Source organism: Polyangiaceae bacterium (genome assembly GCA_016715885.1).
GTDB lineage: Bacteria > Myxococcota_A > Polyangia > Polyangiales > Polyangiaceae > Polyangium.
In genome coordinates, this window is record JADJXL010000026.1 from 154,336 (window position 1) to 170,648 (window position 16,313).

The following is a 16,313-nucleotide window of genomic DNA, read 5'->3' on the forward strand; positions in this document are numbered from 1 at the left end:
GCAGGTGCTGACGATCGTGCCATGAAACGAGGAGCCGCAGGATGAAAAAGAAAAAGCTTCTCCAAATGATCGAAGAGCTCGAAATTCAGACGGAATTCCGGAAAGCCGCCGTCCTGGCGCTCGCGCATGCGGTCAAGCCGACGACGACGTTTCGTTATCATTACTTGATGTATGCAATCAATAACGATTTCGTCGCGGCAGACGTCGAGGGCATCGACAATTTTTTTCGCTGGGCATTCAAGCGTGAGGACTCTCATTTTTCACGCGAGGTTCAAGGACCGCTGACGCGCGAAGAGATGCTGGAGACATTCGACGAGTATGTTCCGTCGCGAAAAGGAAAGCTCGAGGAAATTCTTCGCGTGGATCGATCGGATGGCGAGATGGGAGTTTGGCACAAATGGGCCAATATCGTTCTCGGTCCTGATCCCAATCGCAAGCCCGACGATGATGAATTGAACGAGCCGGAGTCGAAACCATGAGAAAAAAAGCACTCAAGCGACGCATCGAGGACATCAAGGCGCGTAATGCGTTCCTCGACGAGGTTTTACGCTCGCTCATGTATACCGTCAATCCGCCGCGTGGCCATTATGCAATTTCGGCGCTCTTGAATCATCTCACGGCAAAAGAAGTGGAGATGATTGATGCGTTTTGGAAATGGGCGGACATGCAGGACCGATCAACGCTGACCAAAGAAGCGCTGATTCGAGCCTTCGACGCGCGAATGCCCATGAAGCTGCGCGGGCAGCTCTCACAAATGCTCGAAGACCACCGAAAAGATCAAACGCCTCAGTTTCTGCACTATGCAGATCTCGTGCTTGGCAAAGAAGGGCCACCAGGAGCTCAAGAACGATAGACTGCGATTTTTGTTACGCTCGTACTTCGGGCGGTCGTTTCGGGCATCGTCGAGCCTTTGCGTGGTTGCAACGAATTTGCATCAACCGCCGGGGTATTGGGCGTCGAGATCGCGCAAGATATCTGAATAGGATCCCGTGATGCCTGTGCTCAACTCGTTGTAGCACGCCGGATCTGCGTTGGTGCGCGTTAATTCCGCTTCGAGGAGACCGGGCGATTTGAGCCATTCCCGATGTTTCAATTCGGGATCCGAGTCGGCAACTTCATGCAAGCGCCTCATCATGCGCGCATGAATTTCATCCTCCGATGCATTGCGCATGCGTTCCATGGCGGCGCGCAGAACGTCCTTGACGCTTCCCGCGGGGGTATCCACCCACATCCGAATGGTCCCTTCATAATAATAGTGCATCAGACTCGTCAGCGTATATTGGCGGATACGAAGATATCGCAACGTGTCGAGCTGTTCCCAAAACGACAACACCGCTTCCAACCGTTGTGACATGCGGGCGATGGTGGTTTCCCACGGGGTGATGGCAATGGCCAATGCACCCCAGGGATACCGACACGCGAATGCTTCGCAGTTGGGTCTGAAGACCTCCCGTGGAAGCGAAGAGCTTGCACTTGCTTCCATCAGCAGGAAATCGACCAAATAGAAAAACCAATGCGGATCGTACGTGTCTTCCCCAAACGCGATCATGTCAGCTTCCACGCCAGAACAAATCATGACCGAGCCCGGCGGCACGGGAATCAGTTTCGGCTCGGGAAAGTCCCCACGTTCCTCGAAACGTTTCGCCCACTTCTTCGCTTCGGCTTTCATCTTGCGCCGGCAGGTGGCGTGGGGGCCATACAGAAACGCCGGGAAAAGCAGCGCACTCGGGTCTGTCGGGGCTGTCGTGTCGGGCATGGTGCCCACGCCCTTCGCATAGGCCGACGACGATGGCAAGTCAATTCGGGGAAACGGCTTTGGGGCTCGATGGTGTTTTTCCGGGCGCGGCAGGACGCGCGGGCGTCGGGCGCGGAGGATGGACATCCGACCCCAAGGACGGCGCATTTACCGGAGGCGGAGCCTTGGGGGGCGCGGCTGGTTGCTTCGCAGGCGCAGGTACGCGGACAATGGGCACCACCCGAGGCGTCGCGTCCATCTGGCCCCACAGCCTCGCCGAAAGCACGGCCTCCGCAGCCAGACCGACGCCCTGAATGGGCAGCGTCACGATGTTGCGGAAATGCCCCAGCGTTTCCCGGGCCCCCACGAGCATTTCGACGGTAAGAAATAGATCTTCCGCATCCGCCGCCATCTCCTTTTCGGAGATGTCCCGCCATCGACCGTCTTGGATGGCCTGTCGCCATTCTTCTTCCAAGGTGGCCACGTCCTTGCCGGATTCGGCAACCTCGGGCTTGATCCATCGATAGAGTAACAAACCAGGCGCTGCGGAATGCCATTTGACGGCCCAGAGGCGCGTGCCCCGTTTGAAACGTATCCACAATTCGCCCTCGTACTTGGGGCCCGGAACGAAGACCTTGGGCTTTCCGACCATGCCGACGTTCAGGACGCCGATGTACTGCGCAAGTTTTTCCTTGCCTTTCACAAAATGCTTGGGTCCTTCAGGCTTGATCTCGAAGACATAGTGCTCCTTCGTTGTCGCACGCGTGATGTGTGTGATGTCGGGACGCAGGTCGGCTTCGGACCAGTGAAGCAACTTCTTCTGACCACCCGCATTGTCAACGATGGTCGCAACGCTGACGTGGTTCTTGAAGACAAACTCGCCTAGACGTTCGTAACGGGCCTTGTAATGATAGGCGATCGCGCGATGGGCCGAGTACCCCATGAAGTACTGCCACGGCATGTTCCCGAACCGGCCTGGGAGCGTGTACGCTTCCGGTGCACTGGGGTGCGGTGGAACGACGGGACCGTCGGGGTTCGTCGCACCGGGGTGCATCTGCGGAGACGAACCATCCGCCTTGTCCGCGAGAAGGCGCGGGTCGGGACGCACCGGCGGCGGCTTGCGCATCACCGGGAGCAGCCGCGCAACCGTGTCGTCGTGCGCGCTCCACAGCGTCACCGACCGCAGGTAGTCCGTCAACGTTTTGCCCGGCAACACGGGCATCTCCGCGGCCGCTCGCGTTCGTCCCAGCTCCTCCCGCGCCTGGACCAACCGCTCCACCACTTCGTGCAATGCTCGCCCTAATCGCGATATCTCGCGCAGCGTCGGCTCACGCCATCGCTTGGCCACATACGCATCGCCATAAGCTTCCGCGGTGTGCTGCTCCGCGCTGAGCACCAGCCATTGGTATTCGACAACCCCCGGATCCGTCGTAGCCCACGCGATTTTCCACGGCGCTGCTCCCTCGGCAAACCGCACACCCACCTCGCCCGCGCAGCCCGTCCCCAATTTGAACTTCGGAACGCCGAGCATGGCGTGGTTGATCACCCGAAGATGCCAATCGATCTTGTTGTTCGCCGCCGCTCGGTGGGTTTGTCCCCACGGCACGACCTCGAATAAAACCCGCCCCTCGACATCCGCGAGATCAATGAGCCGATCCTTGTCGAAATCCGCTACGATGTGGGTGTTTCCACCCGCTTCGTCGACAACCTCCGCCAGGTTGCCGTCTTTGGGCACGCGGTACGTTGGATGAGCAGCCGCATAATGTTCGCGAATGAGCCTCAGCGCGGCATATCCCAAGTGATATTCGGAAGGCCAAGCCCCGGGCTCGTCATCTTGGGTGTACGGTTCGGGGAGCTTGCTGTCCTCAAAGATGCCGATTTTGTCGGACGAACGCCCGCTCACCCATTGCCCCATCAGATGCGCAGAACGCCGCGCCTCAGCGCTCACTTGGGCATTGGTTATTTGCAGAAATGCCGCCGAATCCGGCTGCACGACGCGGACGACACCAGGTCCACAACCAAGGATCGCCCATGCAAACCCCACGAGCACCGCGTTGGTCAATACAATCACGACGATGCGAAGGTATTGCGCGACGAAATGGCGGGCAGCTTGCATCCTTCGAGGGCATCAGGTCGGAGCCCGGCTGTCAATCCTATGCCACGGGCCCTCGCAGATCCGGCTACTCCTCGATGTGCAGGTAATAGGTCGCCGCGGTCTCGAACCAACGAAAATTGCAGAGACAAGGCTTCGAAGAACTCGAATTTCAGACGGAATTTCGGAAAGCTGCCGTCCTGGCGCTCGCGCATGCGGTCAAACCGACGGCGACGTTTCGTTATCATTACTTGATGTATGCAATCCATAGCGATTTCGTCGCGGCGGACGTCGAGGGCATCGGGTGCATTGAGAGCACCGCGCGTGAACACACGGAACGCCGGGCATGACGTAAGGCGGCGTAACGGCGTCAAGGCGAATTTGCCGGACTATTCGGACTAGGCACACGCGCGTCCCAGATAGCGACAGCTTTATTGTTGACATAGGACGAACTCCTTGAAAGAATGCGCGATCGCGAGGCAACACGCCCCGCATGGCCTACCCCTGATTCGAGCGTCATGACCATCAACTTCTCCCAAACAGCCGCCTATATCTGGAGCCTCGCCGATCTGTTGCGCGGCGATTTCAAGCAAAGCCAGTACGGCCGCGTCATTCTCCCGTTTACGATCCTTCGCCGCCTGGAATGCGTCCTCGAAGAGCGCAAAAGCGTGGTGCTGAAAGAGGTCGAGAAGCTCAAGACCATGAAGCTCGAAGAGGGAGCGCGCGAGAAGTTCTTGTTGAAGGCGGCGAAACAATCCTTTTACAACACCTCGCCGATGGATCTGGCCAAGCTCGGCAGCTCGGACCTGAAGCCCAATCTCTTGCAATACGTCGACAGTTTTTCGCGGGACGCTCGCGAGATCTTCGAGCATTTCAAGTTTGCCGAATTCGTGGGGCTGCTGAACGACGCCAATCTTCTCTATAAGGTCGTGCAAAAAGTCGCCACGACGGATTTGCACCCGGAAACCATCAGCAACCATGAAATGGGGCTCGTGTTCGAGGAGCTGATTCGGCGTTTCGCAGAAAGCTCGAACGAGACGGCCGGCGAGCATTTTACGCCGCGGGATATCGTGCGCCTGACGACCTCGCTCGTGTTCATGGAGGACGACAAAGCGCTCACGGGCGAAGGCATTATCCGCACGATCTACGATCCCACGGCGGGTACGGGCGGTTTTCTTTCGAGCGGCATGGAGTACGTCTACGAGCTGAACCCGAACGCGACGATGCGCGCGTTCGGCCAGGAGCTCAACCCCGAGAGTTACGCCATTTGCAAGGGCGATATGCTCATCAAGGGCCAGGACGTGAGCCGCATCAAGCTGGGCAATACGTTGAGCGACGACCAGCTTTACGGGGACAAATTCGATTACATGCTCTCGAATCCTCCGTTTGGTGTCGACTGGAAGAAGGTCGAGGCCGAGGTCACGAAGGAGCATAAAGAAAAGGGGCTTGCCGGGCGTTTTGGTCCTGGCTTGCCGCGGGTGAGTGATGGGTCGCTTTTGTTTTTGATGCATCTGCTCAGCAAGATGCGCGATTACGATCCCGGGGATCCCACCAAGAATGGCGGGCGTATTGGCATCATCTTGAATGGCTCGCCGTTGTTCACGGGCGGCGCGGGCAGCGGGGAAAGCGAGATTCGGCGACATGTGCTCGAGAATGATCTCCTCGAAGCCATTATCGCGTTGCCAACGGACATGTTTTACAACACTGGCATTGCCACCTACGTGTGGATCTTGTCGAACAAGAAAGACAAAGCGCATCGCGGCAAGGTGCAGCTCATCAATGCCGTGCATTTGTACCAGAAGATGCGCAAGTCATTAGGCTCCAAGCGTCAAGAGATTGGGGAAGCGGACATCAAGTTGATCACGCAGACCTTTGGCGCGTTCAAGGCCGTCGATACCTACGAGCTAAACAAAGAGCCCGATGCGAAAGGGACACGTGGTCGGCCTTCGACGAAGAAGGACGAAAAGAAAACGTTTGGCGCGAAGATCTTCCGCAGCCATGAATTTGGTTATCGTCGCATCACGATTGAGCGGCCCTTGCGTTTGTCCGCGTGTTTGTCGGACGAGCGTATCGCGGCGCTGCGATTCGACCCGGGAGCGCTCAATGCGGCCATGGCCAGGGTCTACGAGCTGTATGGCCAGGGCTGGACGGCCAAGAATTACGGCGATCTGTCGGATGTTGCGGCCGAGGTGCGGACGCTGGTCAAGGCCGATTTTGGCGATTTGAAAGAGAAGCAGATCAAGGACCTGTTGGATGCGAAGATCTGGCGGGCGCAAAAAGAGCTTTTGGACAAGGCGTTGATGCTGCAAAAGGTGCTCGGGAAGAAGCAATGCGACGATTATCAGGTTTTCGAGGCGTCCCTCGATGCGGCATTACCAAAAACCGGCGTGAAATGGGACGTGAAGGAGAAAAAGCAGCTTTTGGAGGCCGTGACCTGGACGAATCCCAACGCGGAGCCGGTGATCAAAAAGGTGGTCAAGGGCAAGCCGAATCCGATGTACGGGACTTTTGCGTACAAGGGCCAGGTGGTCGAGTTTCAGCCGGATAGCCAGTTGCGGGACAACGAGGATGTGCCGCTGACGGCGGATACGGCGCGTGGCGCGAAGGTGGATGCGGAGAACGAGGCGTATTTCCGCAAGGAGGTCGCGCCGCATGTCCCGGATGCGTGGATTGATGCGACCAAGCGTGACGAGAAGGACAAAGGCGTCGGGGTGGTGGGGTATGAGATCCCATTCAATCGCCACTTTTATGAATATGAGCCGCCAAGGGATCTCGCCGAGATCGATGCGGATTTGGAGGCTCTGAGCAAAGAGATCGTGGCGATGTTGAGCGAGGTGCGGTCGTGAGCGGGAGGTATTCGACCTATTCGAAAATGACGGAATCTGGAATCTGGTGGCTCGGGGCAATCCCCGCCCATTGGGGCGTAATCCAGAGCCGCAGACTCTTTGAACAACGCAAGGAGCGGATGCGTTCTGGAGATGAACAGCTCACCGCATCCCAAAAGTATGGTGTGATTCCTCAAAAGGATTTCATGCGACTTGAAGATCAAAGCGTCATGCAAGTTTTTACCGGAGCGGACATACTAAAGCACGTAGAGCCGGGTGATTTTGTAATCAGTATGCGTAGCTTTCAGGGCGGTCTGGAGTGGTGCGGCTACGCTGGGTGCGTGAGTTCTGCCTACGTCGGGCTCACCCCTATCAAGAGCGTCGTTCCAGGCTTTTTTAGGTATCTGTTCAAAAGCAGACCATACATTCGAGCATTGCAAAGTACTTCAAATCTTGTTCGCGATGGACAGGCTCTGCGCTTTCAAAACTTCGCACAGGTGAGCCTGCCGCTGATTAGCGATGAAGAACAAACCCAAATCGCCAAGTTCCTCGACTACGAAACCGCGAAGATTGATGCGCTGATCGAGAAGCAGCAACAACTCATCGCCTTACTCAAAGAGAAGCGTCAGGCCGTCATCAGTCACGCGGTGACCAAGGGCCTGAACCCCGATGCCCCGATGCGCGATTCGGGCGTGGAATGGTTGGGGAAGGTGCCGGCGCATTGGGAGGTGTGAAGCATAAGCACACGTCAGTAATCCAGTCGGGTTTGCCAGAGGGAAAACCTCCTTCAGCGACCACGATGGAGATGCCGATGCTCAGGGTCGCGAACTTCAAGATGGCTGGCTGAATCTCGAAGAAATTCATCGTATTCCGGTGGAGCGAGACCAAGTTGCTCGGTATTTATTGCGCGAAGGGGATGTGCTGATGAACGAAGGCGGCGACCGAGATAAGTTAGGTCGCGGTACGATTTGGCGCAATGAAGTGCCGAACTGCATTCATCAAAATCATGTGTTTGCAATTCGACCACTGACCATTGAGCCGGAGTGGCTAGATAACGTCACGCGTGCCGACTACGCGAAGTTTCACTTCTTCCAGGTAGCGAAGCAGAGCACGAACTTAGCCTCCATCTCATCAACAAATCTCATGGAGACACCGCTCGTAGTGCCGCCGCCCAATGAGCGTGCCGCAATCCTCGCCCACATCCAGAACGTGCTCGATCGAAACAACTCCACGATTAAGTTGGCAGAAGAGCAAAACACACTCCTCCAAGAACGCCGCGCTGCCCTCATCTCCGCGGCTGTCACCGGCAAAATCGACGTACGCGGCTGGAAACCCCCTGTTTCGGCCACCTCGAACCCATAAGCCCTACGTTTACGTTCGACCCGACGAACTTCGACTTCGTTTCGTGCTTTGAGGAGCACCACAACCATGACCGCCGATGCCAAAGAAGCCGCCTTCCAACAAGATATTCTGAACGAAATGCTCGCCGGCGGCTGGCTCCTCGGTCATTCCGCCAAGTACGACCGCGAAAACGCGCTCTATGTCGAAGATTGCCTCGCGTTCGTCAAAAACACCCAAAGCAAAGCCTGGGACAAATACAAAACCCTGTATCCCTCCAATCCCGAGCCCACCCTTATCAAAACAATCGCCGCGCAGCTCAACAAACAGGATCCCCAAGCCACGGACAAACACCTGCGCACCTTCGGCACCCTCGGCGTGCTCCGACACGAGGTACGAGACAAATCGGTCTCCTTTCGGCTTTGCCAATTCAAACCAGACCACGGCCTGAACCCCGAAACGCTGGCCAACTACAAAGCCAATATCCTGCGCGTCGTCCCCGAGCTCGTCTACAGCCCCTACGCCACCGAAGCACACCTCCAAAAAACAGGCGCCAAAGCCAAACCTTGGCGTATCGATCTGGTCCTGTTTCTCAATGGGATCCCCATCGCCACGATGGAGCTGAAGAGCGAGTTCAAACAAAGCCTCGACGCCGCCATCACCCAATACAAACAGCGACGATTGCCCAAAGATCCCGCGACGAACAAAAGCGAACCTTTGCTCACCTTCAAACGTGGCGCATTGGTGCATTTTGCCGTCGGACAATCCGAGGTGCACATGACCACGCACCTTCAGGGCGAAGCAACTCGGTTCATGCCATTCAACAAAGGCACGACCGAAGGCGGCGCAGGAAACGACGTCCCCGAAGACGTACACGACTACGCCACGAGTTATCTGTGGAAAGAAGTCCTCGCTCCAGCCAACGTCTTGGATATCATCGGGCGCTTCGTGCATCTGGAGATCAAACAAAAAGAGGATTGGAACGGTCGCAAATACAAGGAAGAAGCGCTCATTTTTCCGCGCTACCACCAATGGGACCTCGTCCGCTGCTTGCTCAACGCAGCCCGCAAAGAAGGACCGGGGTTCAAATACCTGGCCCAACACAGCGCAGGATCCGGCAAATCCAATTCGATTGCGTGGACCGCCCACCAACTTTCGTCGCTTTACAACGACGCAGACGAGAAGGTTTTCCATTCGGTCATTGTCGTGACCGATCGGTCGGTGCTCGATGCGCAGCTTCAGGACACGATTTATCAATTTGAACACGCCGACGGCGTCGTGGGGCGAATCAACCGCGACGAGGGACAAGGATCCAAATCGGAGAAGCTCGCAGCGGCCCTCGAGAGCTGCCAGCCCATTGTCATCGTGACGATTCAGACGTTCCCGCACGTGCTGAAAGCCATCGAAAATAGCCTACGCTTGAAAGAACGCCGCTACGCCATCATCGCGGACGAGGCGCATTCGTCGCAATCGGGCAAGACCGCGAACCAGCTCAAAGAAGTCCTCCAATTGGACACCAAAGCAGAAACCGAAGGCGAGGACAACACACCGAGCGCCGAGGATATGCTGGCGGCAACCGTGGCCGCCAAACGCAACTCGCCCAATATTAGCTATTTCGCATTCACCGCCACGCCCAAACCCAAGACGTTGGAATTGTTTGGACGCCTGCCCAATCCCGAAGAGCCGCGGTCAAAAGCCAATAAACCGAAGGCGTTTCATGTGTACAGCATGAGGCAGGCGATTGAGGAGCGATATATCCTCGACGTGCTCAAGAACTACACGAGTTACAAAGTAGCCTATCAGCTTGCCCAAAAGGTGGCGAAGGCGGATATCGAGGTCGATAGCAAGAAGGCGAAAACCAAACTCGTCCAATGGGTGCGCCTGCACGATTACAACATCGCGCAGAAGGTCCAAGTCATTGTGGAGCATTTTCGCGACAAGGTGATGGGGCTGCTTGGTGGACACGCCAAAGCGATGGTCGTCACTGCGTCGCGCAAAGAAGCCGTGCGGTACAAATTGGGGTTTGACAAGTATGTGAAGGAAAAAGGCTACCGCGATTGTTTCGCAATGGTGGCTTTTTCCGGCGAGGTTACGTTTGACGCGAGCGATCCCAATGTCGAAGGATTGCTCGGCGAGAAGTTCACCGAAACGAGTACGAAGATGAATCCCGACCTGAAGGGCCGGGACATGCGCACGGCATTTGATGGCGACGATTATCACGTCATGATCGTGGCGCAAAAATTTCAAACGGGCTTTGATCAGCCCAAGTTATGCGCGATGTACGTGGACAAGAAGCTCGGCGGCGTGGAGTGTGTGCAGACGTTGTCCCGCCTGAACCGGATACACCCCGGCAAAGAAGAGACCTACGTCCTCGATTTCGTGAATGACCCCGAAGAAATCTTGGAATCGTTCCAGGAATACTACCAAACAGCCAAGCTGCTCGACGTTTCGGATCCGAACCTGATCTGGGATCTCAAAGAGAAAATCCAGTCGGCGGGCATTTTCACGATGGTCGAGGTGAACCTGTTTGCCGATGTGTTTTTCACCAAATCGAAGGGCAATGCCGCCATTGGCAACGTTTGCAAGCCCGCCGTCGAACGGTGGCAGAACCGCTACACCGAGGCTTATGAGCAGCATCAGAAACGGCGCGACATGTTCGAGCGGATCAAGAAAACGGGCGACGCGGTGCTTGTTGGCAATGCGGAGAGCGATCTGAAAGAAGCGAAGAAGGAGCTCGACGCGCTGGGCATGTTCAAGGCCGATCTCGTGAGCTTCACCCGGTATTACGAGTTCATGAGCCAAATCGTCGATTACGACAGCACGGACCTGGAGAAGCTAAGCCTTTACGCTCGGCATCTGGCGCCGCTGTTGCGAGAGAAAACGCCGAAGGAGGATCCCATCGATCTCAGCTCCGTGGAGTTGAGCCATTACCGCCTGAGCAAACTGAAGCAGCAGGATCTCAAGCTCGTCAAGGGAGCGGGAGAAGGCCTTTCGCCAGGTTCGGAGATGGGGAGCGGCAAAGCAAAAAGCAAAATGGAAGAATACCTCTCGCAGATCATTCAGCGCTTGAACGAGGTGTTTGTGACGGACGGGCTTACGGACAATGATATGTTGAACTACGCAATGACCATATCCGACAAGGTCCGCGAGAACGAGGCGGTGATGAAGCAGATCGAGAACAACTCGCGAGAGCAAGCGATGTTAGGCGATTTCGCAGGGGCACTTGATGAAGCGGTGATGGAGAGCGGGGAGGTGCATCGGAATCTCATGACCCAAGTGTTGAACGACAAGAACATCGCTGCGGGTTTTGGGCGTATCGTGTTTGATATGCTGGTGGCGCAGATGAAGACCGGGCAACGACCGGACATACGCGACACCACCGATTAGCTGCCGATACGCACCTCGGTGAAGGTTGGCTGCCATCGACCCACGCCGAAAGATGGCAACGATTGCGCAACACGGAGAGCACCCAAGGCAGGACGATTCATTCCGACGGCGATTTCTTCTTCCTCGCTCCGACATCGAAAAAGAACGCACGCACGTATGTTTTGTCGCGCGGGAATCGTTCGAGCAGTCGTTTTTCCAAAGCATAGAGTGCATCAGCGGCTTGCTCGATGGCATTCGCCAAGTCCGTGTCGAGGCTCGCTTCCACACGCGTTGCAGCTTCGCGGTCGCTGAAGTTTTTTGCTTGGCGATCGGCCCGTCCGGTCAAATCCGCAACGAGCTCGCTTTTCCCGTTGAAATCGGCGTCCTTCACCAAGCGATTGACGCAATCCAACACGAGCCCCGGTTCGAGATGTCGTTCGGCGTCGACAATTTCAGAAATGTCCTCACCGAAAATGCGATCGGCCGTGGCGACATTGGTTTCCAATGCTACGCGCTTCTTGCCCCGTCGGACTCCCCGGTCCAGAACCGCATCGCCCACGACGACTCGCGCCTGGTGCTTTTGCTGTTCGCGGAGGTCATGGAGGAATGTGGCGCGGTGCGCGGCTTCGTAAGCCAATCGTCTGCCGGCCGCCACCCGCCGCCATGGCGGCCGCCAGGGGTTCGCCAGGGGCTGACCGGTAAAACCTTCGAGCAAACGAGACGAAAATCATTTGGCATGGCATGCGCATGACGCGCGCGCATGCTTGCTCCCGACCGACATGCGCATCACGAGGGGTACCGGTACGAGCGGCATCGGCCCGAGGAGAGCGTCCTGTATCGGGTGGTGCGTGAGCATTGGTCGTCGTTTCGCGAGGGTGTCGAGGGATTGGGGAGTTTGCCCAAGTTCGTCGTGAATGAAGTCGACGAGTATCTCCGGTGCGGGCTCCTCGAATACGGATTCATACGAGCGGTTTGCGAATCGTGTGGATGTTGCAGGCTCGTGGCATTTTCGTGCAAGCATCGAGGATTTTGCCCGTCGTGTTTGGGCCGCCGGATGAGCGACACGGCGGTTTGGCTGACCGAGCACGTCTTGCCGACAGTGCAAATGCGGCAATGGGACGTTTGCCCGACCTTGCCATGGCCCGCGCGATGCGTCCGTCGCTTTCTAGGTCTTCAGCGCCAACAGCTCGTCGCGGAGTTTTGTCAGGTGGGCGATTTTTCGCGAGTAACGTTGCCGGGACATTTGTTTGTCCGTACCTTCATCGACATCGTTTTGGATTTTCGCAAGGAGTGGTTCGACCACAGCGAGGCCCGCGTCTGGTTGCTGATTGAACAGGCAGCATTCGGCATAAACCCGCGTCACGGCGCACCGATGCTCGAGGTCCCCGAACCCCCATCGAACCAATTCATTCCATGCGGCGTTGCATACCTCCAATGGCGCGTGACGCTGCTGGGCTTCCTCGAGAATGGTGGTCGCGAAGTGGCGGCGCACATCCGGTACGAAGAGTTCGTCGCCGCTTTCGAGGCGTTCCAAGAAGCCCGCTTCCGCCCTTCGGTATTCGGCAACCAGTTCATCAAAACCCCGGTCGGACGACGTGGCTCGAAGGGGCTTCGTCGCGCTGAAGAGCTTGCAGATGATCTCGTTTTTCTGTCGCTCCTGAGCGCTTGATTCTTGCGCCTCGCTTTCCGCGTCTCGACGTTCGTCCCACGCATTACCCTCCGCTTCGCTGGATTTGTACGCGTTGAGTCCCTCGCGGAGCGTTCCGAGATGGTCCAGTTCTGTGTCGTAATACTTCTCGGCGTGGCTAGTGAGGCCAGGCACTTCGAGGCGGCGATGAATTTCTTCGACAACCATGTCGAGCACCTCGAGTCCGGTATCGTATTGCGCATTGAGCAAGCAGCAGTCCGCATAGAACCACGCCATGTTACAAAACATTTCGATGCTCGAAAAGCCGAGCTCGACCAGCGCATTCCAGTTGTTACGGCAGACGTCGAATGGTTGTTCAGCGTCATGCGCCACGCAAAGAATTCCTTCGGCAATGCGTCGTTGCGTCTCCAGAACTTCCCATTCGTTGTAGTCGACGCGATGCACGAATTCATCCTCGAGTTGCCGGAATGCACGAACGACGTCCCCATACTCCATTTCCAGCGCTCCTACGAGGATGGCTTCGAATTTTCTGCAGAAAGCGACTTCTTTCGGATCGAGGGGGCTGTTGAGGTCGCGTGTATAGTTATCGATTCTCATGGTCGCTCCGCTGGTCGCTGGACGTCAGCAGGCACAAGATCCACCATCCGGCAAATCGATCTTGAGTGGCCAATTGCCATCCCTGCATTTCAGAAAACATGCAGCGCATCGCCGCTGGCCCATATGGTTCCCCGGCAAATCGTTCGTAGGTGTGCCCAGACAATCCTGCAGATGCTCCGTGCACGTCTTCTTCTTCCTCCTCCTGAGATACTCCTTGGTTGCCACCACCGCTACCGTCGTCACCACCTCCACGGCCACCGCGTAGAGCACCACGCGATTCCCATGTTGCGCGGCAAATTCAGCCAGAGCAGCGCCAAGCTCCCACACCACGATCGGGTTGGCAAGCTCATTGCCCCTCGGCGCCGCTTGTCCGTCCGTCAACTCGGCCATTTGCCGCGGCCGCAATGGGAACATCGACATCGGCACCGCCATGTCGTTCAACGTCACGCGCACGCACGCAGCAAAATCCGGCGCGCTATCCGGTATGCCCGCCACCGTGACCTCTCGCGTACGACCCTCCGGATCCACCTTCACGTTCCCCAGAACGCGAAGCGAATCCGCGTCGAACTGCCCGCCATGTTCTTCGAAACACGCCTGCAAACGCTCGACCGAGATGTCCGGAAGACGCGGTCCTTTGGCCTCTGCGCGGTATCTGACCGGCGCCATCTCGATGGAATTCGTACATCCAAGCGGCGTGATCGCCAAGCTCGAACAGCCCAAAGCTCCCATTGCCACAACAGAACGTATTCGCCGGATTGACTTCATCCCCTTGCCCCTCAGCGTCGTCGTACGCAAGCCGCGAACGATCGTTCGCTGCTTGTGCCATGGGGCACCGGAACGGGGCAAATATCTTGCTGAGCCCTGGCCATCAATCAAACGGACGGCATCAAGTGCATAGGAAAATCAACCCGCATTACGAGGCCACCGGCACGCAGCGGACCTATGCCATCGTCAGCGCGTCCCCGCGCTTTCCCGAGCTGCGGCGGCTTTTGCCGCGGCGGCCGCCGGCGGCGCGCGACTGCGAGGCGTGCGGCGGCGCTGGAACGGAGCGCGACTACGCCTTCGCGTACAAGCCGTGCGGAGGGCTCGGTGGACCGACTTCTCTCCTCTTGTGGATGCGCTCGCCGAGGAGCGGAGCAGAAGTCAACGAAGATGAGCCGACAACCTATCGTCGTCATGCTGAACGCGGCGCCGCGTTCACCCGCTTCCCATCGGCGCGTGCTGCGTGAGTTGATCCCGCGAAGTGGGCATCCCGCTCGTAATCGATTCGCCCCGCTGGTACCGGAGGCACCTCGACGATGGCCCGCTCGCACCGCACCGTCCCAGTACCAGGCACTCTTGGCAACGATTGCGCAACATGGAGAGCAGCCAAGGCAGGACGATTCATTCCGACGGCGATTTCTTCTTCCTCGCTCCAACATCGAAAAAGAACGCACGCACGTATGTTTTGTCGCGCGGGAATCGTTCGAGCAGTCGTTTTTCCAAAGCATAGAGTGCATCAGCGGCTTGCTCGATGGCATTCGCCAAGTCCGTGTCGAGGCTCGCTTCCACACGCGTTGCAGCTTCGCGGTCGCTGAAGTTTTTTGCTTGGCGATCGGCCCGTCCGGTCAAATCCCCAACGAGCTCGCTTTTCCCGTTGAAATCGGCGTCCTTCACCAAGCGATTGACGCAATCCAACACGAGCCCCGGTTCGAGGTGTCGTTCGGCGTCGACAATTTCAGAAATGTCTTCACCGAAAATGCGATCGGCCGTGGCGACATTGGTTTCCAATGTCACGCGCTTCTTGCCCCGTCGGACTCCCCGGTCCAGAACCGCATCACCCACGACGACTCGCGCCTGGTGCTTTTGCTGTTCGCGGAGGTCATGGAGGAATGTGGCGCGGTGCGCGGCTTCGACTTTCTCGAAGTGCCCATCGATGATGGTTCTCTCGGCCTGGAAAAAGGCACGATCGGCATCGGAGCGGTCGACATCGAGCGCATGTGCCGCATCGAGCGCGTTGCTGGTGAGAGCGAGCGCGCGGAGCATGGTAGAGGCGGTGCTGTCTTTCTTGGCAAGCATGAGTGCCACGTTACTCGCCACGCGTTGTGATGACAAGCGCATTGTGGACATGTCTACCAGTTTGCACGGACATGCGGGTGACGCGTGCTTTGTCGGCTCGGCGCACGCTGGGGTGGCGGGATCCCGTTGGGCCTTTCGCGTTCATGCGCGCGGCGATGCGCCGAACCCATACGAGGTCGCCGCGGGATGCATCGCCGAAGGTGCGGGGACCCATTGGGCTTGGCGCGTTCATGCGCGCGGCGATGCGCCGAACCCATACGAGGTCGCCGCGGGATGCATCGCCGAAGGTGCGGGTGCCCATTGAGGTTGGCGCCTCCGCGCCTGCGGGACGAGCAGATGCCCATTGGGATTGGCATTGCGGAGCGTGCGACGTGGGCTGGCCCGGCGAAGGAGTGTGGAGTTCGTCATTCGAGGCTGGCTATGCTGGGGCGCTCGCGCTCCCAGATCGGCTTGACTTGGGACTCGACCGCGGCCGGCTCACGGGTTGAAACATGCCGGAACCATCGCAAATACGCTCCACACAATCGCCGGATTGGACTACCTGACGGTCGCGGTTGTGCGAGACAGCGTGATGAAGTCGCTCGCCAAAGGCTCACGACCAATAGATTGCGATTTCAAATCGCGCAGCACGCTGAATTCGTTGGGATCTGCCCA

14 protein-coding genes are annotated in these 16,313 nt (G+C 57.5%); 9 read left to right on the forward strand and 5 right to left on the reverse strand.

The window, feature by feature from the left end:
• Positions 1–41 precede the first annotated feature (41 nt).
• Together IPM54_40495 and IPM54_40500 are read left to right on the forward strand one after the other, a co-directional pair.
• A complete protein-coding gene (locus IPM54_40495; GenBank protein MBK9266053.1) occupies positions 42–479 on the forward strand; it encodes a hypothetical protein in 438 nt (145 codons plus the stop codon).
• On the forward strand, positions 476–853 hold the full coding sequence (locus IPM54_40500; GenBank protein ID MBK9266054.1) for a hypothetical protein: 378 nt from the start codon (positions 476–478) through the stop codon (positions 851–853). The genes IPM54_40495 and IPM54_40500 overlap by 4 nt, the downstream gene beginning before the upstream one ends.
• An 81-nt stretch (positions 854–934) precedes the next feature.
• Here the strand turns inward: IPM54_40500 and IPM54_40505 are convergent, their stop codons facing one another.
• A complete protein-coding gene (locus IPM54_40505; GenBank protein ID MBK9266055.1) occupies positions 935–1,756 on the reverse strand; it encodes a hypothetical protein in 822 nt (273 codons plus the stop codon).
• 40 nt (positions 1,757–1,796) lie between these two features.
• The gene (locus IPM54_40510; GenBank protein ID MBK9266056.1) at positions 1,797–3,851 is read right to left on the reverse strand and encodes a hypothetical protein; all 2,055 of its coding nucleotides are present in this window, start codon (positions 3,849–3,851) and stop codon (positions 1,797–1,799) included.
• A 116-nt stretch (positions 3,852–3,967) separates the two neighbouring features.
• Between IPM54_40510 and IPM54_40515 the strand changes: the two genes are divergently transcribed.
• From IPM54_40515 to IPM54_40535, 5 genes are all read left to right on the forward strand, one after another.
• Positions 3,968–4,177 (forward strand): hypothetical protein, encoded by a 210-nt coding sequence (locus IPM54_40515; GenBank protein ID MBK9266057.1) that lies wholly within the window; start codon positions 3,968–3,970, stop codon positions 4,175–4,177.
• A 168-nt stretch (positions 4,178–4,345) separates the two neighbouring features.
• A complete protein-coding gene (locus tag IPM54_40520) occupies positions 4,346–6,673 on the forward strand; it encodes an SAM-dependent DNA methyltransferase (protein ID MBK9266058.1) in 2,328 nt (775 codons plus the stop codon).
• A gap of 26 nt (positions 6,674–6,699) precedes the next feature.
• Positions 6,700–7,386: a restriction endonuclease subunit S gene (locus tag IPM54_40525; GenBank protein MBK9266059.1), complete on the forward strand. Its 687-nt coding sequence runs from the start codon at positions 6,700–6,702 to the stop codon at positions 7,384–7,386.
• A 139-nt stretch (positions 7,387–7,525) separates the two neighbouring features.
• Positions 7,526–8,014, forward strand: a complete 489-nt coding sequence (locus tag IPM54_40530) for a hypothetical protein (protein MBK9266060.1) — start codon at positions 7,526–7,528, stop codon at positions 8,012–8,014.
• 66 nt (positions 8,015–8,080) lie between these two features.
• Positions 8,081–11,377: a type I restriction endonuclease subunit R gene (locus tag IPM54_40535; GenBank protein ID MBK9266061.1), complete on the forward strand. Its 3,297-nt coding sequence runs from the start codon at positions 8,081–8,083 to the stop codon at positions 11,375–11,377.
• Positions 11,378–11,474: 97 nt separating this feature from the next.
• Here IPM54_40535 and IPM54_40540 read toward each other — a convergent pair whose 3' ends face one another.
• On the reverse strand, positions 11,475–11,861 hold the full coding sequence (locus IPM54_40540; protein MBK9266062.1) for a hypothetical protein: 387 nt from the start codon (positions 11,859–11,861) through the stop codon (positions 11,475–11,477).
• Positions 11,862–12,116: 255 nt separating this feature from the next.
• On the opposite strand from IPM54_40540, the gene IPM54_40545 reads away from it, so the two are divergent.
• A complete protein-coding gene (locus IPM54_40545) occupies positions 12,117–13,025 on the forward strand; it encodes a transposase zinc-binding domain-containing protein (protein ID MBK9266063.1) in 909 nt (302 codons plus the stop codon).
• Between the two features lie 600 nt (positions 13,026–13,625).
• Here IPM54_40545 and IPM54_40550 read toward each other — a convergent pair.
• Positions 13,626–14,330, reverse strand: a complete 705-nt coding sequence (locus tag IPM54_40550; protein ID MBK9266064.1) for a hypothetical protein — start codon at positions 14,328–14,330, stop codon at positions 13,626–13,628.
• A 161-nt stretch (positions 14,331–14,491) separates the two neighbouring features.
• On the opposite strand from IPM54_40550, the gene IPM54_40555 reads away from it, so the two are divergent.
• Positions 14,492–14,830: a hypothetical protein gene (locus IPM54_40555; GenBank protein MBK9266065.1), complete on the forward strand. Its 339-nt coding sequence runs from the start codon at positions 14,492–14,494 to the stop codon at positions 14,828–14,830.
• 154 nt (positions 14,831–14,984) lie between these two features.
• On the opposite strand, the gene IPM54_40560 is transcribed toward IPM54_40555, so the two are convergent.
• Complete coding sequence (locus IPM54_40560; protein ID MBK9266066.1) at positions 14,985–15,659, reverse strand: hypothetical protein; 675 nt, start codon at positions 15,657–15,659, stop codon at positions 14,985–14,987.
• Positions 15,660–16,313: the final 654 nt, after the last annotated feature.